The sequence below is a fragment of the Streptomyces sp. NPDC057280 genome, assembly GCF_042668605.1.
Lineage (GTDB): Bacteria > Actinomycetota > Actinomycetes > Streptomycetales > Streptomycetaceae > Streptomyces.
The window spans coordinates 25792-49527 of sequence record NZ_JBHUYR010000019.1 but is presented as its reverse complement, the minus strand read 5'-3'; the positions used below and the strand labels follow the sequence as shown (position 1 = coordinate 49527).

General features: G+C 66.3%; 25 protein-coding genes. 11 read left to right on the top strand and 14 right to left on the bottom strand.

Annotated features, from left to right (window positions below; all coding sequences use genetic code 11):
• From ACFUO4_RS45160 to ACFUO4_RS45135, 6 genes are all read right to left on the bottom strand, one after another.
• Positions 1-3117 (bottom strand): tetratricopeptide repeat protein (locus ACFUO4_RS45160; protein ID WP_383497005.1); only part of this gene is annotated, 3117 nt, incomplete at its 3' end.
• A gap of 45 nt (positions 3118-3162) precedes the next feature.
• Positions 3163-3492, bottom strand: a complete 330-nt coding sequence (locus tag ACFUO4_RS45155; RefSeq protein ID WP_383497002.1) for a trypco2 family protein — start codon at positions 3490-3492, stop codon at positions 3163-3165.
• 225 nt (positions 3493-3717) lie between these two features.
• Positions 3718-5025: a helix-turn-helix domain-containing protein gene (locus ACFUO4_RS45150; RefSeq protein ID WP_383496999.1), complete on the bottom strand. Its 1308-nt coding sequence runs from the start codon at positions 5023-5025 to the stop codon at positions 3718-3720.
• A 7-nt stretch (positions 5026-5032) separates the two neighbouring features.
• A complete protein-coding gene (locus ACFUO4_RS45145) occupies positions 5033-5335 on the bottom strand; it encodes a hypothetical protein (RefSeq protein WP_383496996.1) in 303 nt (100 codons plus the stop codon).
• Between the two features lie 596 nt (positions 5336-5931).
• Entirely contained in the window at positions 5932-6639 is a 708-nt protein-coding gene (locus tag ACFUO4_RS45140; RefSeq protein ID WP_383496993.1) for a hypothetical protein, read from the bottom strand.
• Positions 6640-6646: 7 nt separating this feature from the next.
• A complete protein-coding gene (locus tag ACFUO4_RS45135; RefSeq protein WP_383496990.1) occupies positions 6647-7270 on the bottom strand; it encodes an RNA polymerase sigma factor in 624 nt (207 codons plus the stop codon).
• Between the two features lie 867 nt (positions 7271-8137).
• On the opposite strand from ACFUO4_RS45135, the gene ACFUO4_RS45130 reads away from it, so the two are divergent.
• Both ACFUO4_RS45130 and ACFUO4_RS45125 read left to right on the top strand, forming a co-directional pair.
• On the top strand, positions 8138-8365 hold the full coding sequence (locus ACFUO4_RS45130) for a hypothetical protein (protein ID WP_383496987.1): 228 nt from the start codon (positions 8138-8140) through the stop codon (positions 8363-8365).
• Positions 8365-8637, top strand: a complete 273-nt coding sequence (locus ACFUO4_RS45125) for a hypothetical protein (RefSeq protein WP_383496985.1) — start codon at positions 8365-8367, stop codon at positions 8635-8637. Before ACFUO4_RS45130 ends, ACFUO4_RS45125 begins: the two co-directional genes overlap by 1 nt.
• Positions 8638-8778: 141 nt before the next feature.
• On the opposite strand, the gene ACFUO4_RS45120 is transcribed toward ACFUO4_RS45125, so the two are convergent.
• Positions 8779-8952 carry a hypothetical protein gene (locus ACFUO4_RS45120; protein WP_383496982.1) on the bottom strand — a complete coding sequence of 58 codons (174 nt, stop codon included), beginning with the start codon at positions 8950-8952 and terminating at the stop codon, positions 8779-8781.
• 208 nt (positions 8953-9160) lie between these two features.
• Between ACFUO4_RS45120 and ACFUO4_RS45115 the strand changes: the two genes are divergently transcribed.
• From ACFUO4_RS45115 to ACFUO4_RS45105, 3 genes are all read left to right on the top strand, one after another.
• Positions 9161-10258 (top strand): helix-turn-helix domain-containing protein, encoded by a 1098-nt coding sequence (locus ACFUO4_RS45115; RefSeq protein ID WP_383496979.1) that lies wholly within the window; start codon positions 9161-9163, stop codon positions 10256-10258.
• Between the two features lie 108 nt (positions 10259-10366).
• Positions 10367-11083, top strand: a complete 717-nt coding sequence (locus ACFUO4_RS45110; RefSeq protein ID WP_383496976.1) for a recombinase family protein — start codon at positions 10367-10369, stop codon at positions 11081-11083.
• A 149-nt stretch (positions 11084-11232) separates the two neighbouring features.
• Positions 11233-11466 (top strand): hypothetical protein, encoded by a 234-nt coding sequence (locus ACFUO4_RS45105; RefSeq protein ID WP_383496972.1) that lies wholly within the window; start codon positions 11233-11235, stop codon positions 11464-11466.
• 679 nt (positions 11467-12145) lie between these two features.
• Here the strand turns inward: ACFUO4_RS45105 and ACFUO4_RS45100 are convergent.
• Positions 12146-12337 (bottom strand): hypothetical protein, encoded by a 192-nt coding sequence (locus tag ACFUO4_RS45100; protein WP_383496969.1) that lies wholly within the window; start codon positions 12335-12337, stop codon positions 12146-12148.
• Positions 12338-13444: 1107 nt separating this feature from the next.
• Here ACFUO4_RS45100 and ACFUO4_RS45095 point away from each other — a divergent pair.
• Positions 13445-13726: a hypothetical protein gene (locus ACFUO4_RS45095; protein WP_383496966.1), complete on the top strand. Its 282-nt coding sequence runs from the start codon at positions 13445-13447 to the stop codon at positions 13724-13726.
• 62 nt (positions 13727-13788) lie between these two features.
• On the opposite strand, the gene ACFUO4_RS45090 is transcribed toward ACFUO4_RS45095, so the two are convergent.
• The 4 genes from ACFUO4_RS45090 to ACFUO4_RS45075 all read right to left on the bottom strand — a co-directional run bounded on the left by ACFUO4_RS45090 (position 13789) and on the right by ACFUO4_RS45075 (position 16614).
• Entirely contained in the window at positions 13789-14286 is a 498-nt protein-coding gene (locus ACFUO4_RS45090; RefSeq protein WP_383496963.1) for a DUF6233 domain-containing protein, read from the bottom strand.
• Positions 14287-14367: 81 nt separating this feature from the next.
• Entirely contained in the window at positions 14368-14790 is a 423-nt protein-coding gene (locus tag ACFUO4_RS45085) for a type II toxin-antitoxin system VapC family toxin (protein WP_383496960.1), read from the bottom strand.
• A gap of 13 nt (positions 14791-14803) precedes the next feature.
• Complete coding sequence (locus ACFUO4_RS45080; RefSeq protein WP_383496957.1) at positions 14804-15079, bottom strand: hypothetical protein; 276 nt, start codon at positions 15077-15079, stop codon at positions 14804-14806.
• Positions 15080-16479: 1400 nt separating this feature from the next.
• Complete coding sequence (locus ACFUO4_RS45075) at positions 16480-16614, bottom strand: hypothetical protein (protein ID WP_383496954.1); 135 nt, start codon at positions 16612-16614, stop codon at positions 16480-16482.
• A gap of 816 nt (positions 16615-17430) precedes the next feature.
• On the opposite strand from ACFUO4_RS45075, the gene ACFUO4_RS45070 reads away from it, so the two are divergent.
• Positions 17431-17949, top strand: coding sequence for a hypothetical protein (locus tag ACFUO4_RS45070; RefSeq protein ID WP_383496951.1), 519 nt, complete (start codon positions 17431-17433; stop codon positions 17947-17949).
• Positions 17950-18700: 751 nt separating this feature from the next.
• Positions 18701-18982 carry a hypothetical protein gene (locus ACFUO4_RS45065; RefSeq protein ID WP_383496948.1) on the top strand — a complete coding sequence of 94 codons (282 nt, stop codon included), beginning with the start codon at positions 18701-18703 and terminating at the stop codon, positions 18980-18982.
• An 819-nt stretch (positions 18983-19801) separates the two neighbouring features.
• Here ACFUO4_RS45065 and ACFUO4_RS45060 read toward each other — a convergent pair.
• Both ACFUO4_RS45060 and ACFUO4_RS45055 read right to left on the bottom strand, forming a co-directional pair.
• On the bottom strand, positions 19802-20380 hold the full coding sequence (locus tag ACFUO4_RS45060) for a GNAT family N-acetyltransferase (protein WP_383496945.1): 579 nt from the start codon (positions 20378-20380) through the stop codon (positions 19802-19804).
• Positions 20377-21687, bottom strand: a complete 1311-nt coding sequence (locus tag ACFUO4_RS45055) for a hypothetical protein (protein WP_383496942.1) — start codon at positions 21685-21687, stop codon at positions 20377-20379. The genes ACFUO4_RS45060 and ACFUO4_RS45055 overlap by 4 nt, the downstream gene beginning before the upstream one ends.
• A 196-nt stretch (positions 21688-21883) precedes the next feature.
• Between ACFUO4_RS45055 and ACFUO4_RS45050 the strand changes: the two genes are divergently transcribed.
• The 3 genes from ACFUO4_RS45050 (at position 21884) to ACFUO4_RS45040 (ending at position 23657) form a co-directional block, all read left to right on the top strand.
• A complete protein-coding gene (locus ACFUO4_RS45050) occupies positions 21884-22270 on the top strand; it encodes a hypothetical protein (protein ID WP_383496939.1) in 387 nt (128 codons plus the stop codon).
• Positions 22267-22734: an ATP-binding protein gene (locus ACFUO4_RS45045; RefSeq protein ID WP_383496936.1), complete on the top strand. Its 468-nt coding sequence runs from the start codon at positions 22267-22269 to the stop codon at positions 22732-22734. Before ACFUO4_RS45050 ends, ACFUO4_RS45045 begins: the two co-directional genes overlap by 4 nt.
• Positions 22735-23066: 332 nt before the next feature.
• Positions 23067-23657, top strand: a complete 591-nt coding sequence (locus tag ACFUO4_RS45040; RefSeq protein ID WP_383496933.1) for a hypothetical protein — start codon at positions 23067-23069, stop codon at positions 23655-23657.
• The last annotated feature ends 79 nt before the right edge of the window (positions 23658-23736 follow it).

Here is a 23736-nt window from a genome sequence, read left to right as displayed (position 1 = left end):
GTTGGGTTGGAAGGCGTCGGGGTGTGCTGCGGCGAGTTCGCGTCGGATGGCTACGGCTTCAGTGATTGCTTCGAGTGCTTCCTCCGGTCGGCCCAGATCTCCCAGTCGGTTGGAGAGGTTGTTCAGGCTCATGGCGAGGTTGGGTTGGAAGGCGTCGGGGTGTGCTGCGGCGAGTTCGCGTCGGATGGCTACGGCTTCAGTGATTGCTTCGAGTGCTTCCTCCGGTCGGCCCAGCTCGCTCAGGGCGTTGGAGAGGTTGTTCAGGCTCATGGCGAGGTTGGGTTGGAAGGCGTCGGGGCGTGCGGCGGTCAGCTGGCGGTAGACGTCCACGGCTTTGGTGATTGCTTCGAGTGCTTCCTCTCGTCGGCCCAGCTCGCTCAGGGCCTTGGAGAGGTTGTTCAGGCTTGAGGCGAGGTTGGGTTGGAAGGCGTCGGGGCGTGCTGCGGCGAGTTCGCGTCGGATGGCTACGGCTTCAGTGCTCGCTTCGAGTGCTTCCTCCCGTCGGCCTAGCTCGCTCAGTCGGATGGAGAGGTTGTTCAGACTTGCGGCGAGGTCAGGTTGGAAGGCGCCGGGGCGTGCGGCGGTCAGCTGGCGGTAGACGTCCACGGCTTCGGTGATTGCTTCGAGTGCTTCCTCTCGTCGGCCCAGATCGCTCAGTCGGATGGAGAGGTTGTTCAGGCTTGTGGCGAGGTCAGGTTGGAAGGCGTCGGGGCGTGCGGCGGTCAGCTGGCGGTAGACGTCCACGGCTTCGGTGATTGCTTCGAGTGCTTCCTCTCGTCGGCCCAGATCGCTCAGCCGGTTGGAGAGGTTGTTCAGGCTTGCGGCGAGGTTGAGTTGGAAGGCGTCGGAGCGTGCTGCGGCGAGTTCGCGTCGGATGGCTACGGCTTCAGTGCTCGCTTCGAGTGCTTCCTCCCGTCGGCCCAGATCGCTCAGCCGGCTGGAGAGGTTGTTCAGGCTCGAGGCGAGGTCGAGCAGCCAAGTGGGCTCTTCGGTGGCGCGTTCGCGTCGGAGATCGGTGATGCGTTGGGTCAGGTGTGCAGCCCAGGGCGCGAGATTGTGACTGGCGTCAGGCAGACGAGCTGCCCACATAGCAAGGGTGTCGAGTGAGACGCCTGGTAGGTCGGTGATTTCCTGCAGGGCGTTGAGAAGGGGCCCGGGTGCTTCCGTCTGGGGGACGACCTCGATGGCTGGCATGGTCAGGGTGTCGGCGTGCCGTACGCACAGGCTGGTGAGGTGGGGGGCGAGTTGGTGGTGGAAGGCGGGCTGGGCTGCGGCACGGGAGTACACGGTCAGGATTTGGACGGCCTGGCGTTCGCTGCGTCCGGGGATCAGGTGGTGGGCAAGTTCGGGGTGGTGTTGGAGGCGGCGGCCGATGAAGCGTTCGGCGAGGCGGTCGGGTTGGAGACTGTCCCAGGGCCGTCCCGGTGTGGTCGGCGGGTAGAGGGCGGCGATCCAGTCGCGGACGGCGTTGCGCCGGTCGCGTGACTGGTCGGTGAGGGCGGGCAGGCAGGCGAGCAGGTCGTCTGCTTCGGTGAGGGTGTCGGCGCCGGTGAGGAAGACGGCTGCCAGGGCGTCGGTGAGCGTGGTCTGGGTCAGAGTGGCGTGCAGATGGCTGCTGGTGGCGGCCCAGTAACGTTCCTCGTGTTTTAGCAGCCTGTCTTCGACGGTGCGGTCGTTACCGTGGGAAGCGGACTGGTCTGGTGTTCTGGTCAGTGGTCGTGGGGTGGCATCGAGCAGGTCGGCCAGGGCGGTCATGTGCACGGTCAGCGCAGTTTGCACGTTCTGGCTGTCACTGGTTGCGGCGCGGCCGGGGTGAGGCGTTCTCACGTTGAGGTGGGCCGCGATGGCGGGCCAGTCGTACTGCCGCAGGCCATCGACGCGGGGGAGTTGAGCTGCGTAGGCGCGGAGGGCTTGGTGGTAGGCGTCGGTGGGGGATTCGCTTGCCTCGGGTTCCAGGGGGGACAGGCTGATGGTGGGGGCGTTGTCGAGCAGGTCCTCGGCCAGGGAAGTGTGGGATTGGAGCTGCTGCCACCAGTCGCCCGCGGTGCGAGCGATGAGCAGCATCTTGCAGGGTGTGCTGCCGCTGTGGCGGGCGGCAGCCTCCAGCAGCGCGGTGACCTGGGCGGTGCGGGTTTCGGCGTAGTCGACGATCACCAGCAGCGGCACTGCCGCTGCCGACAGCATTGTCAGGCTTTCCGGGGAGGCGTCGGGGCGTAGCCACAGCACGCTCCACCGTTGCGCGGTGAGGGTGTTGGCAAACTGCTGGGCGAGACGGGTCTTGCCCTGTCCGCCGCTGCCGTACAGCAGCAGCGCCCCGAATACCGGCAGGTCGCTCCATGCCTGGAGTTGGTCGAGTTGGGCGGTGCGGCCGTGGAAGGGCACGGTCTGGCGGCGGGCCCGCAGCAGGGCTGCGGGGGAGCGCACCAGCCCGTCGACGGGGTCTGCGGCTTCGGCCAGGTCCTGCCATTCGACGGGCTCCAGCTCGCTGCCGGCCGCTCCGTCGTGTTCGGCGAGTGCGGTGCGGAAGGCGGGATCGTGCAGCAGGACGTAGGCGGGCACCGCCTCGAGCGCGGCGTGTGCGTGCCGGGCCGGATCTGTGGCGATCACACCGGTCAGCAGGTCACCGCAGAACAGGGCGGCTCCGGACAGGCCGCCCCAGGGTGAGGCGTCTTCCTGTTCGGGCTGGGGCGGATGCTGGGCGAGGTGCATCACATACCGGTTGCCGACGATTCGGTCGCCGGGGTTGAGGGTGCCGGTGCGGTGGGCGGTGTCGACGGGCCGGCCGGGTTGCTGGACGAGATCGGGCCTGCCCCAGGTCTCACACGGGGTGCCGGCCCGCGCGGTCGCCAGGCGGCCCCACCGCACTGGCCGGGCGGGCATCGGGATCCAGTCGGGATCGTCGATATGCAGCAGGGCTGCGTCGTCCCGGCCTGCGGGGGTGCCGCGCCAGACCACTGTCGCCTGCCACACATCCGCCCGGCCCGGCCTGAACACCGCGACCTTCTCGCCCGGTTCGGGTAGGACATGCGCGGAAGCCAGCACCAACCGCGGTGCGATCACATAGCCCGACCCCGGCCCGCCGGGACCGTCGACCGCGATGACCCGTTCCTGCTCCACCCCGTACCCCCGAACTCCCCCGACCTGGACGCCGTGCTGCTGTGATCAGGGCTCGATACGCCCGGACACGTCACCCGGCCCGGATTGCTGGCCGGCCCGGCCGCGTACGAGGAGGTCTCCGCCACCGGCCTGCTGCGGCGTGAGTGTCAGCTTCACGCGGTGCGTGCGCCCCCTGGCCACGCCCGCCTCCACATCTGCATTGACCACCCAGGCCTTGAACCCGGCCTTGGCCTTGGCGTCCGCGCGCAGTTCGACCGTGAACTCCAGCTCCACCGGACCGACCTTGAACGTCAGGTCTTCACCCGCGCCCTGCGCGGCCGCCTCCAGCAGCTCATTGCGCACCGCGGCTACAGCCTTCGTCAGCTCGATCTCCACCCGTATCCCCCTTAATCCAGCAACGACCGGCTGCCCTGATGCCCGGTGCCGGTCCGCGCACTGATGGTCAGGCTGTTCACCGTAGGAGAAGACGCCAGGCAGACGCAGTCGTTTCCCGGTCTCCGATCAGCGCGCTGTCGGCGGGGCCTCACATCGCGGGAGATCTGCACCCTCGAGGCGCGCATGCGCCCAGGTCACCGGAACTCTCGCCCGACGCAAAGAGGCTTAGCCCGGCGGGGCGCACACCTCGTCTTCACCTGTCGAGGATCGAGGGGAGACGGCCTTGTGGATGATCACGGGAGGGATGGGCCGGCTGCCGGGGATGTTGATGCGGATGCGTGTTGTCAGCCGGGTCTCGGTGCGGGCCGGCGCTTCCTCCGTCTCATCGGCTCCGTTGACGGCGCCCGCTGCAGGGGTGTCCTTACGCGGTGCAAAGAAGTCGGTTGCGGGGGCGGTTGGGGTGGTCGGCGGGTCGTGGTGGGTGGCCAGGCTGTCTGCGTTCTGGGGTGCGGCGGGGGCGGTCTCTGGGGTGGGCCAGGGGCGGGCGATGCGCTGGGGCAGGGGCGGGCGCTGGGTCGGGATGCGTAAGCCGAGTGCCAGGGTCGGGGTGTCGGTGGCCGGGCCGGTTGGGGCGGGGGCTGGCGGGGCGCAGGTGGTGCACAGTTGTGGGATCCAGCCGTGGCGGTCGTCGTAGCCGAAGGAGGGCCGCCGGCACTGGGGGCAGGCGAGGTCTCCGCTGCGCTGGGCCTGGTCGATGAGGAGTTCGCGGGTCATGCGGGCGGAGGCGGCGGTGTCGGCGTCGCCGGGCTGGGGGATGTGTACCAGGAGCTTGAGGCCCGGCTCTCTGCGTGCTGAGGATTCCAGTTCGCTCATCAGCTGTTGCAGGTCGCGTGGGGTCGCGCGGTCGTGGACGGTCAGTCGTCGGTGCAGGCCTGCCGGTTTCTTGCGCATGCGGGTGCTGCGCCGGTCGGTGTCTGCCCTGTCCCAGGCCTTGGTCCATTCCGGCAGGTCTGCTTTACGGACGTTGCAGGCCTCGGCGAATGCGGCCACGAAGGTTCTGCTGGGTGTGGAGCTGCCTTTGAGGACGCGGGCGACGGTGCTGTGCGGGAGGCGGCCCACGTTGCCGACGCGTGCGTCGAGGCTGCGCAGGGGTGGGCTGCCGTCGTCGCGGTAGAGGTCGACGATGGCCGAGTGGAGGTCGGCGAAGTCTTTGACGACGCTGATGTGGACTCCGCCGCGGTGTCCGCTCAGGACGCTCTGCGCGCGGGCTTCGTCGCGGCGTGCCTGTTTCCAGAGCCGTTCGGCTTCCTTCGGGCTGCGGTTGCAGGCGAGGGCGTAGGCGGTGACGACGGCGAGGTTTTGCGGGACGCTGCGTCCAGATGCGGCGCGCGCGAGAGTGTCCGCACTGAACTTGGTGCGTGTGGCGAGCTGGTCGTACGTCAACCCGGCCTCCGTACGGCCAGCACGCAGCCAAGCCACCAGTGCGTGCAGGGATTTGCTGCACTGGGGAATCGGATTCTCGCGGCGCCCCATCCGGCGGTCAGACCTCTGCGACCTGCGCTGGGTCTGTGCCGCTTCGGCGGAGCCGCAGGAGCAGCCCGGTGCCGAGTGAGACCGCCTCAGTGATCAGCAGGATCACGCTGGCGGTCGGCAGGCCGAGAGCGGCCAGGACGGCGGCGACGATGACGATGACGATGATGACGCCGGCTTCCGGCGTGGTGAGCGGCCGTGGCGGGCCGCAGAAAGGGTTGTTCAAGGGGATCTTTCTCCAAGCCTTGCTGTACTGCGGGCGGACGAACGGGTGAACAAGCGGGTGTGGCAAGGCGGTTGCCGCCGCCTTCATGGCAAGTGATGTTGCAGCATCCGGGCTCTGAGCACTAACCCCTCGGAGCCGATAACCGCGTTTGTGTCCCTGCGTTTGTCTGCGCTGAACTTGATATCAGCCGAGGTGAATTGGCTGGTCATGTGGCCTGTGGTGGGAAGATTTCCGCATCTGTGTCCCGGTCTCAGACAGCCCGTAATGTCACGCAGAGTAATTTTCCGCATGGCTGTTTCACGTCTCCGTGCGTGTTTCAGACCTGTCCTGACCTGCCCTTTGGCAGGTCAGGAGGTGAATGCGGATCAGGTTTTCCGCGCGGGTGTCCCAGTGTTGACCTGGCGGCGGGGATGCCTGATCTTTAGTCGTGCATTCGCCGGGCGCGGTTTCCGCGTCGGCGAGGCTCTCCGAAGTACTGCGGGCAATCAGTCACCCGGAGACAGGAGCAGGGTTCGTTGCCGCGATGTCCTGCTGTGGTCCTGGCCCTGCACGTGCAGGGCCAGGACCATCCCCGGGGGCGGCTGCCGCCGGGATCGTGCCGCAGGTCCTGTCGTTGCACGCTCGAGCAGCACGGGACGGACACGCTGCCGGCTGTGTGGCGGCTCTTCACGACGTCTTCCTTCCTAGCAGGCGACCAGGTCCGCCCAGTGAGCGGCGAGAGCGGGGATGGGCTGGGGCACCGGGCCGAGAGGGCCGAAGCAGGGGCTGCGCAGGTCGTCGACGGCGCTGCGCAGCGCCTCTTCGCACACACCGGGCCCGGATGCAGGCAGCTCGTAATGGACCGATGCGGTCGCCGTGGTCCGGCAGGCGGGCAGCCCGGCGTGGTGGTCCACGGGGGTGTAGGTGTTCCAGTTGAGGCTGTTGAGCCGGTGCAGCTGGCGGGCCCAGTGGACGGCGTCGCGCATGTCCCCGTGGCGCAGGTGCAGGAGATAGATGCACAAGGCGGCGGTGACGTTGCCCGCGCCGGCGGCATAGTGCCACCAGAACTGGGCTCCTTCGTGCTGGTCGGCGAGGTAGAGAAGGCTGGCGAAGGTCAGCGCACCGCCGGGGTCGCGGTCGGTGTCGAAGGCCGAGATGCGAGCGGCGGCCTGATGGTGCTGGACCGTGCCGCGGCACAGCAGCCGCAGATCCTGGGCGGCCTGCTCGTGCAGCAGGGCCGGCGCCGACGGGCGCTCGTGCGAGGCGGAGGTCAGGAACTGCACCCAGCGCAGCTCGTGCAGGTGCCCGGCCAGGGTGCGCTGGGCCTGCTTGAGGTCGGCGTCGGTGTACTCGCCCTCAAAGACACGGGCACGGCGCAGTGCCTCATCGATGCTGCGCGGGGTGCGGTTCACAAGCCCCTCACTCCTTGTCTGTCTCGGGCATGTCGTCGGTGCGCAGTCTCATGGCCGTGGCCAGGCGGTGCCTGGCGGTTCGGTGGGTGGAGCGCACCGTGGCCTCGTTGATGCCCATGATCAGCGCGGTGTCCTTGGTGGTGAACCCCAGCGCGTCGCGGAGCACGAGAATGTCGAACTGCCGCTCGCTCAGCCGCGACATGTGGCGGTAGATGCCGAGCCCTTCCTCGAGCTCGGCGATCTCACGGCCGTGCTCCGCGTGGAAGGACGTCCTGAAGGTCTCCAGCAGGGGCTCGGTGGCTGCCCGTATGGCGCGGGCGAACGCCAGGTTCTCGGTGACGGCCGGGCTCAGGCCCTGCGCATCGAGCTCGCCGTGGACGCGCTGCTTGAACAGCGCCCAGGCCTGCGAGCCGCGGTCGGCCATGGTGCGCAATTGGGGCCAGATGACGGCCAGGTAGAGGAACGTGGCGTCGACCAGCCGGCGGGCGGCGGCCGCGTCACCGAGATGGATGCGGCTGTACTCCACAAAGGCACGGTCGTACCGGGCCTGGAAGGCCTCGAAGTCGGGCGGCATAGGTGAGCCGTAGGAGTCGATCGTGTGCGCTGCCCTGTCGGGGTGCTGACGGCTCATGGGCGGCTCTCCTCGCCCGGAGAAGCCGCAGGGCGGTGGACAGGGGAGAAGGGCTGGTGTTCTGCCCGGGCCGGGGTGGTGAGCGGGACTCCGGCGCCCAGCGGACGCCGCACTAAGAACCACACGTCGGGCGCGAGGGAGCGCGCCGCGGCGGCGAAGGCCAGCACGAAGCTGACGTCGACGTAGTTCACAGTGACTGTCTTCCTTCTTTTCGAGCGGTGTTGAGACCGCGCCGTCCCCCGTCGGGCGGGCGAACACCTAGAGCACGTTGCTCTGGGGAACACATAAGCCGACGACCCTGGGGATTCGTGCAGGCCTTTGAGCACCCTGTTTTAACGGAAGGTAACTTTCCGCTTGCAGCACAAGACGGCGCATTTTGCTATCGCGCAACGCCACACTTCGCCACCCCTGCGCGCTCTCCACGCCACCGTCAATGAACTGGCCCTTTTCTCGAAACGAACGAATAAAGAGCCACTTTGCGCGAACATGAAATTGCACGCACAATTTCATAATGTGGCGCAGATCACATACCATCAAACGTTGACGGAAGCCCGTCCCTTATTGCCAACACTTCCCGGGAGCCGGTGCGTCGGCTTGACACCCACGGACGGGCATCGGTTTCGAACCGCCGCGACAGCCAACCTGACCATCGCGCAGGGGCCAACGCAGCCATGTACACGGAGGACCGGAGCATGCGAAGCGCCAGCCGAGAACCCCCATAGAGGCGATGGACCTGGTCTTCCTGGAATCCGGTACAGAGCGGTCGAGACCCCGGCGGGGGGACATCACAGAGTCCAGGAGCACCCCGCAAGAGGGTGCCTGGCGATACCGTTGATAGCGCGCCCGCATCCCGCAGTTGGAGGCAACGTGAGCGACCACCCGGCCCCCGCCGTCCGCCAGCCGTTGGACGCCGAGACCGCCGATGCTGTGCGCGCGGTCGCGGCGCAGACCCGAGCCCGGGCCGATCAGTTCGCGGCTGTCCTGGAGGACATCGCCACCAACGGGCTGCCCGACCCCGAGCAGTGCACCCCGTGGGAAGACCTGCGCGAGCAGCACCTGGCCCGCCTCGCCAAGCAGAGGCCGGCCGTCGCCTGATGTCTCCTCAGCACCGCGGCCGCCGGGCCCGGATCGCTTTCTCCGACGCGGCCGCCAAGCAGCTGGAAGCCATCACTGACGAGGCGGAGCTCCACGCCCTGGACCGCGCCCTCGTCGTCATCTCCGTCGACCCCGAGGTCGGCGAACCGATCCCCGACAACACCGCCGGCCCCCAACTGCGCCAGTACACCGACGAGATCGAGCACGTCCGCGTCCTGTATTTCGTCACCGCCCTGCGCACCGTGGTCGTCGTCGCCTACATCGAGGTGTAGGAAATTCCGCCTACCCAGGAGAACAGAAACGGCTCTACGCCCGCCCCACCATCAAGGGAGCGGCACGCCACAGGCACCAAAGGCGGCGGGGTGCCGAAGCCATCAGCACCCCGCCGAAAAATCGAACCTCCGTCTAGGAAATCAACGAATAAACCATGTCATTCCACTCGCAACACCGGCAAGCGCCCCGGCCGCTGTAATCAGCTTATAGGGAACCGCCTGGACGGACATGTAGAAGCCACCCGCCCGGATTTCCAGAAATGGAGGATCCAGCTTCTTCTCCGCCGAAATCTCCTTGGTCTTCCTGCTCTTCATGTGACGCCTCCTGCGAGTCCTACCGATCAGACTCCATCATTTGACATCGCTCGAACCTCATTGCATCAGGACGCAATCCCACGTTGCCAGAATCCAAGCAAGTTGCGGAGGTAGCAAGATGCCCGAAACTGGAAACCAGCGAGACGTTCCAGCCTTGCCCACGGGGAAACCGCGTGCGCTCGCCCCACTGACAAGGGACAATGCCAAAATGCGCCTTGCGCAACGGCTAAGAGAAATCCGAATTCACCTTGGCATGACCTCTGAAGAAATCGCCAAAGCGATTGGGATCAGTGCATCACACTTCTCACGCATCCTTAGCGGGGAACGGCTTCTGACTCCTAAGCAGCTGAAATCCCTCCATGACCTTATGGCGTCAGTTACGGAAACGGAGCCGCCATCAAAGGGAGAGTTGGCGCATGACTGGAACCTGCTCCAGGACACCTGGGACACGGATGGCCCTCTCCCCGGCCATTACTGCCGGGCAGCACGCGCCCTAGAACATCTAGAGCAGCAGCTCGCCGAATCCGTGGAAACGGCAGATAGGCTCCGCGCCGAACTTCTTACCGAGAACGAACACCGCCAACGTGTCGAGGGCGAACTTAATCAACTCAGGGAGCAGCAAGAGGAACTCACAGCGGAGCAACAGCAGAGAATCCGGGAACTAACCGAAGAGCGCGATCATGCAATCCGGAGACTAGATTTCCTGGAGGACCGTCTGAAGCAAACAGAGGCTATGAATAGACTTCTCGCCATGCAACACCGTGCCGTGAACGAAGTTGTTTATCAGGCAGAAGTTGAAGTAGCACGATGGCGACAAGAGCCTGAACCCTCTCGAAATGAACATTCCAGGGTAAGCCATGCAAGAGAAATGCAGCAATACGCGGAAGAGTTGCACAATGCCTTGGAGAAGAGCGAAAATAGTGCAATTCCCATCGCGTATAACTTGCTTAACGGGTATGCTCCCGAGCAGTTTGCCGAAGTGTGGGAGAACCTGCACAGTTGGGGCTATTGGGCGGATGCCAAATGGCTGATTCAAGAGGCGGTAAACAAAGCGTCTGCCTGGTTTATTGTCCAAGCGAGCAAGGCGGGTCCGTTTGGCGAAGACGGCGCGAACATCCTCCTGTGGGCTTTGGGTAGAAGGGTCAACAGTAATAAGATTGAGGCTGCTATCGAGGAGTTGCGGCGAGAGAACAGAGAAGGAGGGGCGCAGCGGCTGATAAAATCCGCCGCCGCATACAATCCTGAGATTGTCAGGAAGTACTTGAGGCAGGGAACCTTCGTCGGACGATTCTTCAAAAGTAGGTAGTGGCGATTGTCTGTACCCTTGCTTCTCGGGCGTATTCAGCGGGCCCTCCCGCGTCACAGTTATGCCAATATCTGTGACAGTGCAGGTCAGCGCATTGGAGGCAATTCTGTGAGGCTCGCGGGGTACATCCGGGTGTCCACCGGCAGCCAGCTAGACGGATTCGGGCTGGAGGACCAGGAGCAGATCGTCCGACGCTGGACCCGCGAGCACGGGCACAAGCTCGTGAAGGTGTTCACCGAGAAGGCGGTCTCCGGCACGGTCGCCGGCGAGGAGCGTCCGGAGCTGGCCGCCGCGCTCTCCTGGATCGAGGACAAGAAGGTCGACGGCATCGTCGCCCCGAACCTCGACCGGCTCGCCCGCGAGCTGGTCGTGCAGGAGGCCGCGCTCGCGCAGACCTGGAAGCACGGCGGCCGCGCCTTCATGGCCGACCAGGGCGAGATCCTCCCCGACGACCCCGAGGACCCGATGCGCACCGCCATGCGCCAGATGATGGGCGTCTTCGCGCAGCTGGACCGCGGCATGACCGTGGCCAAGCTCCGGCGCGGCCGGCGCATCAAAGGCGAGAAGGGCGAGTACGCGTACGGGGCCCCGCCCTACGGATGGCAGGCCCACAAGAAGGAACTGACCCCAGAGGAGATGGAACAGGCCGGACGCGCCCGAGCCCGCCAGCTCCGCGACGAGGACGGACTGTCCCTTCGCGAGATCATCGCCGTACTCGAAGCCGAGGGAATCCGCCCCAAGCGCGGGGAACGCTGGCACCCGGAGACCGTACGCCGGATGCTCGCCAACACTGCCGACCGGCCACCGACACTTCGGAGACGGTAGTGCCGGCGTGATCCACAGCTACGCGGAGGGCACACCGTCGTCCGCTGAGCCGATGGGCACATGTTCAGCACCACCTTCGATGATGCTCTTCATCAACGACGAGCACCTCGACCTCAAGGTGTTCATGCTCAACCCGTCATCATCTTGCGGTGCACCGCGAGTTCACGCTGATGATGATGCTCTTCATCAACGACGAGAGCCTCGACCTCAAGGTGTTCCTGGTCAAGGACATGATCATCTCGAAGATGCACCGCGAGTTCACGCTGGCGAAGGCCCTGGTCAGCGGGTACCAGAAGGGCTACGGGGACCGACGGGAGTGCTGGTCACAAGTATCACGACGAGCCTGCCATGCTCTTGCTCGGCAACGTCCTGACCTGGTGTAGCGCGGGGTATTGGCTCGGATCTGGACGGTTGACGTGCTCAACCGTGCGGAGTCAGGCTCCCTGGCACGGACCCGTGAATGTCAGTGCCGGGACGTAGAGTTTGGGCCGAAGGGCCCGCCGTGTGACGAGGGGAGACCCCTGCGAAGCCTTGCCGTAGGAAGCGGCTTCGCGAAGGTCTCCCCATCGCCTAGCGCCAGGCTGCCGATCCGTCGTAAGGACATCAGTAACCATGACGCCCCTTGACCGTACCCCAGCGGGTACGGAGTCCACTTCTGCGCACCCCCACCTGTGGCTGCCTCTCGTGACGACCCTGGCGACCCTCGCCACGGTGGTCGTCCTTGCCCTGACCGACCACGGCATGGCGGCGGCCGCAGCCGCAGCCGTGGGAGCCGGCGGTGTCCAGATCACCGTGAACATCCGACCGAGTTCGATGCGGTCGGAAAACGTACGGCGCTCCTTCTCTACCAGTCACCCGCCCACAGTAGAGGCCAGGTCTGACAACACCCCTTCGGCTCAGCTAGCCGAGCCCCATCAGACCCAGATGGAGCCCCAGCGCGATTGATGCTCGCCCGCCGTGGCCAGCACGTCGAGCTTGTCGTCTCCAGCGGGAAGCATCCCGAAGTCCCGACGGTGCACGACGACCGTCCTTGGCTGGCACTGACGAAGCAATCAGGGGCGATCACTCTTCCTTGCTACGGGTGATCCACAGAATCCGGACCATGTCCCGGGCCGCACGGCGCCGCGAAAGCTTGGCGGAGTACACCGCTGTGAATGACAAGATCACGATCAGCACGAGGTAGAGCACCACTACCGCGAGAAGTGCCCAGATCAGAAGGGGAACACGAGAGAGGAACGGCAGTATGGCCGCCACGGCGCGACTCCATCAGTGCTAGTTGATCTCCGCACTGACGGGGCGGCTTGCCGCAGAGGTCAGCACCCGATCCAACGGAATTTTTCCGTCAGCCGGTTCCACCGCATGGGGGTCATGGATGCGGACCTCAGCGTGCCCTCCGGCGGTCGCGAGCCGCCTGCCGGGCAGTCCCGGCGAGAGCTACCTACCAGAGTGCCACATCCCTGACAGGAAACTACTGAACACCCTTCCTGGGCACCGAAGATGAGGTCGCCAAGGGACAGTGAACAGGGCTGTGAGCCAGGGCCACTGCAGCTCGTCGACCTGGGGGCGCCCAGAAGGTGGCTGCGACGTGGGCTGACCAGCGGATCTGCCAAGGGGAGTTGTAGGGGGTTGCTTTTCGGTGCCCGCCTCCCAATACTGGGAGGCGACGCACATCTTGGCCCCCTCTCTTTTTGGGAGAGTTGGGCCTTTTTTCATGCACTCCGGCCCAGCTCCCCTCAAGGGAGGGGGCCGCTCCATGCGGGAACGGCCTAGTGGAAGGGCCTGCCCGCGGGATGTCCAGTCGCGGCGGGCAGGCCCCAGGACCATGAGGGCCCGTCACATGACCGTACAGATTGACGCAGCAGCGGGGCTGATCTTCTTGGTCTCGTGTGCTGTGGGGTACGCCGTGTACCGACACACGCTTAAGAACTCAGTGACTACTCCGCCGTCCGGAGACCTTGCTGCAGCCTTTACGGCTGCATCGGTGGCACTGGTCGCCCTGGCCTTCCTGTTCGGCGTGAACACCGCAGGTGGGGGATCGGAGAAGCAAGCTCCGAACCCCCCGTCGTCAGTGTCTACCTCTGCCAGCCCGCAGCCCACGTCGCAGCCACCTTCTGGGCGCCCCAAGTAGACGACGAGCTGCAGTGGCCCTGGCTCACAGCTCTCTTCAACAACCGATCGTTTCGTGGACAGTCCGCCCCACCAGGTCCCTGGTCGTCACCCGGCCTCCTGATACCAAGGGCGCCACGAACCTGGGAGGGGCGCAAGGTCGTACGTCCAGTAGGGCGCTCCACCTTGCGCCCCTCCCAGGTTCGTGGCGGGCGGAGCCCATCAGGACACCGGGCAACGACCAGGGAGCAGAACATGGAGCAGGAACAGGCCGAGCAGAAGCTGATCTGGTTCGACGTCACCGCCACCCCGGACGGGGGCGCAACCCTGACCATCCGCTACATAGACCGGACCGAGGAAGCCCCGCGGACCATCCACGGGAACATCCTGGAAGTCAGCCCGCACGTGGCCGACATGCTGCGTAGCGCCCTCGTCCGGGAGATTCCCCAGCTCCCCTTCGAGCAGCAATCCGACGCGGAGTTCAGGGAGCTGATGCTAGGCCGCATGGTTCAGATGGAGGCCGACCTGTTCGGCTGACCAGCGTGCGGGGGTCGGCGCCGTCGACCCCCGCACCCGACTGGCCGTCGCCCAGCAGCGGATCACCTCGGATCGAGCAGCGGACCAAGTGCCACCGCGGCGTCGCATTCCTTGCAGGCGACCGCGCTGGCCGCCGTGTTCAGTACCTCGAGCGCCGCGAAGAGGTCGATCTCTTCGTTGCCCGCGGGCGCGTCCTGACAGTCCCAGACGTGCACGACCACGCCACCGGGACCGCCCTGGCCCGATGGAATCCGCTGGACCTTCCACCCCCACCGGCCGGAGTGGTCACCCTGGTCCGCCTTCGACAAAGGGATGGTCGGGACGTCGTCGTACGACGCTCCCTCTGGCCGCCTGACGTGATCAGGGGTGAGCCACACCCGGTATTCGCGAGCCTCTACTTCCTCGGTCTCTGAAACCGTGGCCCACATGGGCAGGCCCACCAGGTACATCCACCCACCCAGCGGCCAGCAGCGACGTTCGTGCAGGACGCCCAACAGTTCCTGACCGTCTGGCAGCGTGACCCGGATCGGAGGCAGAGGCGCGGCGCCGGCAGAGGACATGCCGTCACCGTACGGGACAACGCCCAAGGCCTCAGACCAAGGCCAGAAAGCGGAAATCGCGCAGGTCAGAGTAGGTAACAGTCACGCCGGGTAGAGGGTGAACGCCTCGCCACGCATGTTCCGCACCACAGTGAAGTGCCTGCGGTCGAGCGTGGCGACGCTCAGCGTCTTGACCCGCTCAGCGAGTGTGATCACGGATGCGTCAGTGCCACCGAGCGGCAGATCTCTGTACTGCCGCACCAGCTCGGCCATCCGCTGCAGATCTTCCGGCACCAGCCCCGAAACCATCCCATACGAGCCTGCCGCCAAGTCATCCAGGAACACAGCTTCAGCCTCGGCGCCGCTGTACCGGTCGATGAGATAGCAGGCTTCCGCTACCACAGTCGCGGGCACGATCAGGCTTCTACGGGTGGGGAGAGCGTCGAACCAGGCCCGGCACCGTTCATGGTCATTGTCCTCCGGGTAGGCGAGAGCAACCAACGGGCCAGTGTCTACGACGATCACCCGCTGGATTCTGTCACTGGCCGAAGCCGTCTGCGAGGTAGTCGTCGAGGTTGGCCGAGAGGTCCGCCGGCGCCCCGGTCAGGGAGCCGACAGAGCGCGGATACGGCGGCTCAACCAGTACAGGAAGCAGGGCTTGCTGCACAGGCAAAGCGCTGCGGCTCAGCAGAGCAGTCAGCACCTGTAGATCCTCCGTAGACGTGTGAAGGCGAAGCAGCAGCTCAGCCAGCGCCTCCAGACCCTCTGGGGGCAGCTCGTCGACGAGGCGGTGTAGGTCATCGCGTGTCGTCATACCTCCAGCGTACGCATCTATAGATGCATGGGGGTGGGGTTGTGAGGTTGCAGGTCAGAGCCTGAAGCGGCCCCTCGATCGAGGTCTACACAGCGAGCCAGCCACCGTGCTGCCCTGGCGTGACGACCCGGCTCATGGCGGGTGCCGGTTGGCGGTCACCTCCACGTTTTCCCAGGTCACAACCAAAGGCGCGCCGCGGCGCCAACTAGTTCCACGCGAAGACCATTTCCCGATAAAGCACAGCCGACGGGTATCCCCAGTCCTCCAGGAACGAATCATCGCGTACCACTTTCGACGTGTGCGGCGAGTGGAAATCCGTGACCAACGAGCGCCAATAGGCGCATCACGGGGGTGCATGCGTGCATGCGCAGGGCGTAGCGAACGATCCCGAGGGCCGTCGGTGACGCAACCTCCTACGTTCGGCCGAACCCCAGGCTCACTCGCTGGCGCCCCGGATAACGGGCCTGCCTGCTCAGCGCCCCGGCCAAACGTCCGTTGGGATGACCAACAACGCTCAACAACGCCCAACAACGAGCGTTTGCCTCGTGTTGGGTGCCGTCCGTTCCAGCGGGCTGACCAGCGTCGTCGACGGCCAGTCCACTGACGACGGGCGTCGTCTACACGCCGTACACCCGTCGTCGGAACAGGCAGTCAACCCGTAGGCAATTGCCCGGCGTGCGCAACGGTTGACCGTCCGTTCCAGTGGGCTGACCAGCGTCGTCGTCAGCCGCCTACGGATGACGGGCCGTCGTCTACTGCCTTACACACGTCGTCGGAACGGGCAGTCAACCCGCGGGCAACGGCTCGTGTTGACCGACTCAACACCCAACAACACGATGCGTTGACCGGCGTCGTCGGTGTTGCCCGGCCGTTGCCCTGCGTTGGACGACGGCCCGTCGCTACGGGCCCGTCGCTACGATCCCGTAGCGACGGGCCGAGTACCTGGCCCGTTATCCGAGACGTTGCCCGAGACGGTGTTCAGCGTTTGCCCCGGGACCAGCGGGCCCCAACTTTCCCAGGCGAACTTTGCTCATTTCGTGTCCAGGTCAATGCTTCCCGCAGATTCCAAGCGGCGTGCGGAATTGAAATCTGCTGCCCGCCAACTTTGGGCGACAGAGGTATTGCTCCACGCTCGCTGAAGAATTGAATCTGGGAAAAGAATTTCTCAGGCTGTGAGGGATTCTTGATGCGATCCCAAATGCGGGAGATCCCCCGAATAATTGTCAGTCGTGGTATCGTGACGGCACAACCGCTGAGTCGGTTGCCAACAGTCCACATGGCTGCGCCCCGCGAGGCTCTCCAAAGCACAACACGGGGCGCAGGTACCACAACGGTGTCGGACTGCAGATGGGCCCGCCCTTCGCGACAGGGTTGGGCCCATCTCTGCAACTACGCGCAGGTCACCAGAACTTCGAGCCGTACCAGACGGCCTGAAGCAAGGCCCCCACCAGCCGGACCGCATCAACGGACCGGCGAAGCAGCTTCGCCCACACCGGCTCCTTGTCTCCATCTGGAGAACTGTTGCCGATGCTCACACCTACCTCCTCTCGCTGGATGGAACCAGCTGGCGTCCACCACGGCAGCCGAGGAAGTATTGGAACAATACCATCACGGGTGGTACTCCATGACGCTCTTCGGAGGCGTTCAGGGGAGCGATCCGCTGAGTCTCGGATTCTTTATGAAACCTACGCCAAATCAAGATTCGTTTGCGTGCCTGGGCGTCGTGGCCATAATTCCAATTAAGCAACCTCGACTCAGAGAGCAACCGCAGCTCAGAGCCCTCTTCCACCCTGGTGGGGGCTGGGTAGTGACATCTACACCTCGTGCTAACCCGGTCATGCGCTGGAACATCACCAGCTGCTGGCAGCCCTGACGGCTGGTGATGTTCCAGCGCATGGCGCGGTCGAGGCCCAGCTCCCGTGCCACCGGACTGTGGCCTTGACCTGGGGGGAAGCGGCTACTCGCCGGGGTTTACGTGGCCAGCCGGCCGCCGACTGCCCCTCTCGCTGGCTACCGCCACCAGTTCGTGTCCGTCTCGTCCGCCCACGTCGGAGGCGACGGCAACGACCCGGCCCCCCAGTGGCGCGACCGCATCTACGTCGTCTTCACGCACAAGAGCATCCCCCTGCCGGACGTCGAGCCCCGCCCGCTGGCGTGGTGCCCCTCGTGCCAGGAGAACGTGGAGGCCTTCCAGTCATGGAAGAAGATCGGGACGCGCAAGCTGGGCAAGTACGGCCAGCAGTACGTCTACCGCTGCCCCAACGGGACACGGTGCCGCCACACCGTGGTGGAGCCCTACGTGCGCCCGGCCGCCTACATCATCGACTGGACGAACCTCGGGGTTCGGATCGGTGACCGGCCGCAGCACAAACTGCCCCCGCTCGCCGAAGCGGATCAACGCCGGGCTGCAGATGCTGGGCGACCGGCGCATGATCCTGACCGTCGCCCACAGCGGACACGACGGCCGGGCCGTCCCGGCGGACGCCGCCCCGCTCGCCGCCCGAACCCAGAAGATCGGTGACGCCGTCCTCGTCCCCGCCGGGGGAACATGGAACACGGGCCGCCGCTACTGGCCCCGCCACGTCGTACAGGCACGCATCAACGCGGGCGACCAGCGCCACCACCCTGAACGCACCGGAGCGGGCCGCCGACCCGGCGACCCCCGCAACCAGGCCCCCGCGGCCGCCGCAGCAGCACCGAGGCCCGCGTGCGCGAGGCGGCCGCCGACCGCCCGCGCCAGCGCCGAAGGACAGGCCCCCGTCACGGCCGCCGACTTGGCGCAGCGCTACGACGTCAGCCACCGCACCGCGGAACGCCTCCTCACCGCCGCCCGTGAGTACCTGGCCACCATCGACCCGAGCGACGTCTGACAGTCGGAAAGCCGGGCGTTCGTCCGGCAGCTCACCCCGGACGAAGTGACCGAGACTCGCCCTACGACGCGAAGCAACTGTCGCCGGACGCCGCTCTACGGGTCTTAAAGAAGTTGGTTCGGCGTCCTCTAGGGGGCGGAGCCCGCCGAGGGGACCGAGGTGGCGCTCGTTCAACGAACGCGCCGAACGCAACCGATGACGGCGAATATCGACGCCGACCGGGTACGGATCGCTGCGATTGAGACATGAACGGCTACCGCTGCGCATTACGACTAACACCCACGAAGCAGCAGGTCAGGGCTTGTTGATGACGGCTCAGATTCACTCTTTTGGGGCCACGGTGGGGGTATACCTCTGGTCCTGTCGCACGCGGCGTCTGCGTAGGCTTCTCCTTGACCAGCGAAACGGACGTCCGAACCGAGTACATCCGGGCTCAGATCGACGTCCCCCGCGCCAACGGGTTTCTGGTCGCCACGTAGTCCGTCAGCCCTCGATCACTGGAGGCAAAAAAGCGGCGGCCCCCCGCGCCAACGGAGGGCCGCCCACGTAGTCCGACAGCCCCCGCCCGACTCAACGTGTCGATCAAGTACAGGAGTAAGGCCATCAAAGACGTTCCCGAGCGTATGCTCCGCAGCGCCGTTTCGTCGAACCAGGAATCCGTCAAAAGGGTTCGTAGCGGCATTAAGTTCACTCCCTCATCCCTCATGCCTCAGTCACGCGTTGGCCTGAGCCCTGCGGAGAGGGAGGCTCGATGACCACCTTCGCGATCCTTGCTCTCGCCCTCGCTGGCCTCGGTGTGTACCTCGCCTACAACAATCCCAAGCTCGGGGCGGCGATCCTGGTGGGCGCTGCGATTTTCACGCTTATGTGGTTGATCGGTGAGGACAAGCCCACGCGCCCGACCGACCCGGCTCAGAGCACGTTCTCCTCCACGCCGGCGGACCCGGCGCACACTCCTACCTCCGACTCTCAGGCGGGACCCGGGCAGTACGCGGAGGTGTCACCGGAGCCATCACCTTCGAGTAACCACTGAGGAAGCGGTGGCCTTCACAGAGTTGGAGGCCACCGCCGTGGGTCGTGCCCGACAGGCGCCTAGCCCGGTAACGCGTCGCACAGCCAAGACTTTCTGCTCTTCCGTCTTGCTCCCCAAGGACTGATATCAGTACGCCACAACTTGCTCCCGATGGTTACTGCCAGTCGCAGCGGACTGTTACCGGACCGGCTGCCCGGCAGACCCAACGAATCCAGGGTGGTACCACTCGCCCAGCGCTGCAGCTGGTGGCCATCGAGGAGATGGACGCCGCCCTGGCGGGAAGCCCAGCGCACGTCCTCCCGGCTGAAGGCGCCTCTGTGGACGATGACCCTGACCAGGTGGTCGACCCCGGAGCGGCCAGCCTCTCGCAGCGGCGCGGCCGCGAGCGTGCCTGCGTCCTCGTCCGCCGTTTCCACCGGACGGAACGCCACGTCGAGTTCACGGCCGCCGCGGTCCCGCGCGTACAAGCGGGGGCGATCCCGCATGGATACGTCGGTGACGTGCCAGCCGTCGCGGCGAAGCATCCGCCCGGCCGCCACCACCAGACCAGGGTCATCGAGCCGAGCGAGTTCGGCGGGGGTGTAGTGGCCGCCGCGCGGGCGGACGGCCGTCCGGCGTCAGCGCCAGCCGACGACGCCGAGCAGCAGCCCGACGACACCGAACGCGCGGTAGAGCCAGGCGAGCAACAGCACGGGCGTGAGCACCGCCAGGCCGAGACCCACGAACCCGGGCAGTACCTCGCGGAATTCGGGACCGTACCGCCCCTGGGCCCTCAGCTCGGATCGAGCGCGCTGCCGTTGGCGGTCTTCTGGGGCGCGACTACGACAGGGGCCCACCGATGCGTAGGAGCAGCAAGTCATACACCGGTCCCCCGGGGCCATTGCGGTACGGGCCGGCGTACCGGTAGCCGAGCCGCTCGTACAGCGCGCGCCCTTGGGGATTGTCGGGACGGACCAGCAGTGACGAGTACTCCGGATCAATCGCCGTGAGCAGCGCAGCGTGGAGACGGGTACCGATGCCCTGCCCCTGCCAGGCCGGGGACACCGCCAGCTCACACAGACCCATGAGGCGCCCGGCGCGGACCTGCTTGGGGATCGTGGGCAGCAGCTCGGGCCCGTACCAGTACTCAGGGGTGCAGGGAAAGGCGTAGCCGAACCCCACCATCGAGCCTGCCGCATACGCGGCCACGAGGGTGAAGCCTTCCCTGTGGTTGCGGACGTGCGCCTCGATCTGCTGGCGCAGGGCAGAGACGGACAGGCCGTCGGTGGCCGCGCCCGGGGTGTCGGTGATCTCCGGGTGAGCATCTGCCCAGACGTCGCTGACTGTGTCGATCAGCGGCGCGACCTTGGCGGGGCCGTAGGTGCGGATCACGACGTCCGTGCGGGTGCTGGGGGTCACGCCCGTCCTCCTCCAGTCGCTGTGATGGTGCGGTACTGCTCGAACCAGTCGGCAACTGCCGGTACGCGCGAGTGCCGTTGCAGGGCGCCCGCGACGTCGTGCAGCGATTGCAGCAGCCGGTCTGACCTCACGTCGGGGAGGAACGCCAGGACCCGGCCCGCGGCTGCTGCCGCTGCCTCCGGCTCCGGACGCTCCCTGACTGCATGCTGGATCGCCACGTCCGCTGTGTACAGAGCACTGTTGCGGGCGAACTCACCGCCGTGCAGCAGTACGGCCTGCTCAGCCCCGGCTGCGGCACGTTCATGCTGTCCTAGGTCGGCACGGGCGAGGCATTCGAGGCCAGCCAATTCACCCGGCGCGTAGAACGCGAGCCAAGCCGGGTCCGCGTCGCCGGGCCCCTGGGCATAGAGGTTGTGGGCCTGGACGATCGCGCGGTCGGTCGCGGCTGCGTCGCCCATCAGTGCCCAGCCGCCGGCCTCCCGCATGTGCATCAGGGACAGCAGCCGGGGCGAGCCGAGAGCGCGGGCAACGGTCTGTGCACCCTGCGCCGCGGCAACCGCCTCACGCGGTCGGCCCTGCGCTTTGGCCAACAACGACAGACAGCCGAACGCGTGCGCCTCGAGTTCGGCGTCACCGGCGATCCGGGAAGCGGCCAGGGCCTCGCCGTAGAGGCTGTGGGCGTCGCCGGGACGACCGGAGTCGTAGCTGAGCCATCCGGCGGCGATCGATAACGCACCGGTCGCGGATCGCAGTTGCGCCTCGGTCCGTCCGGAGTACGTGCCGGTCTGCAACCAGGAGTAGGCGGTGTGCAGAGCCTCAGCAGCAGAGCGACGCAGCGCAGCCGACCCATGATCGCGGTCTTCGGCGTAGAGCGTGGCCACGGCTCGCTTCACAGCCCGCACCTGCGCAGCGCCGACTCTCCCCGGGGGCTGGTCGTGCGAGCCGAGCGGGAGCCCCAGGACGACTCCCACCCCGTCGTGCAGGAAGTCGCGTCGGTCCACAGAACCATGGTCCGGCAGCGGCTCGGCAGACGCCATGGACAGGGGCGGGGCTGCGATACGGAAGCCGAGTTCGTGCATGCTCCGGCCCGTCATCCGCGTCAAGATCCGCTGATACACCGGACGTGGACAGCCGACTTCCCCGTCTTCCCACGCGGCGATCAGCCGGGCCTCGCAGCCGACATGTTCACCCACCGCCGCACCAGCCTCACGGACGGCCTTGGCGAACTCGTGGCGGCTCATCTGCCATTCGTCCTCGCGCACCGCACGGAACACGGTGTTGGGGATGAGGTTGCGGCGGTCGGCCATGCCCAGCTCCACGGTTCGCTGGTGGACAGGGGGTGGCGGCGACCGTACCGCCCCTGCTCGTTGTCCTGCCCGCTGATGGCCAGAGTTCACCCGGGCACACCTACTTGCATCGCTCTTTCATCGCTGTTGCGTCGCATCCGCCTCCGGAGAGGTGGTTGCGTAGAGGCTGCTGTGATGGCTCATCAGAAGGGGTGCCGTGGCCAACACGTTGAGCAGCAGGACAGCGGCGGCCGACGTCACCGGATGCACGGCCGACATAGACGTCACCACGATTCGCGCGTCGTGCCACACCGTGCTCGCGGCGCCGGGCGCCCTGCCCAGTAGGACACGCGACGTGATCGGTCCTCTGCTCCTGGGCCACGTGCAGCTCCTCGGGATGGAACTCGCCACCGCTGCCCCCGGAATGCGGGGCGAATGGCGTCCCGTGACCGCGCATGTGCTTGCCAGCACCTGGGAGCTACTCGCCGACGGCCCCGACGTGCCCCTATGGGAGTTGGCCATACAGTGCCGCGCCCTGCTGACCATCCATGAGCAGTCCGGACCGGCAGACCATCGGCTCGTCGCTGGGAGGACCGGCACGTGACCCGCACGTACCCACGCGGTACTGGATACCCCGGCTACAGCGCCACCATGACCCGCGTCCCGGAGGCCGCACGCGAGGCCCGAGTACTGGCCCGCGTGGCGCTCGCCACCTGGGGCCTGGACGACGTCGCCGACGAAGCCGCACTGCTGCTGTCCGAGCTTGTCTCCAACGCCGTTCGTCACGCGGCCGGTCACGCCGTCAGGGTTGTCGTCGACCGCCCGACTGACGAACGCGTGATCCTGGCGGTCATTGACCAGGCTCCCGGTCGCCTACCGCAGATGCGCACGCCCGGGTCCGACGACGCATCCGGGCGGGGGCTCCGGCTGGTCGACGCACTCGCAACGCAGTGGGGCTACGACCTCATGGGATCGGGCACACAGCCGAGGGCGAAACGCGTGTGGGTCGTGCTGGATGCGACCCGCGCCAAGGAACTGTCCCCCGAGGATGGGGGAAGCGGTCCGTGAGGCGCCGTGCACTGCTCGCCAGGGGCGCGGTTGCAGAGGCTGTGGCCCTGACCGTCGTCACCGTTTCACTCTGCACCGTGCTGCTCGCCGTCCTCACGTAGGGCCCGTCTCAGTGGCACCGTGCGGCTCCAAGTGCTCGTTCTCAACGAAGTTAGTCGCCCGCTGGCCGCTGACCAGGACGGACTACGTTCGTTGAGACGGCTGACCTCGGATCGGACCGCCCATCTCGGCCGATCATCCCTGCGGCGACTCGGATCGCTGCGATCGGCCAGCACCGTGGGCTTCGATCGTGTCCGCGTACGTGCACACCTCTTCAGGGAAGACACGCCGGTATGACCGCCATCCTCGTATCAGTCGTGAGCGTGCTGGGCACGGTCATGGGGGCCACGCTCACCGCCTTCGTTGCAGCTCGTACGGAACGGCGCAGAGAAAGATCACAGGACCGGGTGCGGCTGAATGAACTGTGGGTCGAGCATCAGCGATGGCGGCGTGAACGCCGACAAGCTGCCTACCTCTCCTTCCTCGAAGCACTGGGGACCGCTGACCGAGACAACCAAGCCTTCTTCCGTGAGCTGCGGGCCAGACGCTCTCAGGTCCCGCTCGACGAGTCGCGGATCGCCGCGATCAGGCTGAAGTTCAAGGACGCCGAGAGCGCGGGACTAGTGGTGGTCCTGGAAGGTCCCGAAGCCGTCGCGGAGGCAGCCCAGAATCTCGTTGATCAGTTGTCTTCTCTGGTCCAACATGTCCGGGAGTACGCGGAAGCAGTCGCGGCAGACGGCCTCGGCAACGGGGGCTACATCGTGCACGAGGCGGGCATGGGATTCATAGCCGAGCGAAAGGCGTTTCTCGGCTTGGCCAGGGACGTGCTCGACGAAGCAGCCAAGCACATGCAGATCCTCCCCGAAGCTCAGTATCGCGATTAGGTTCGCTGACACCGAAGCGCAGACGACTCGGTTCGTTGAGAAGACGACTCGATTGAACGAGACAGGACACCAAGCCAGC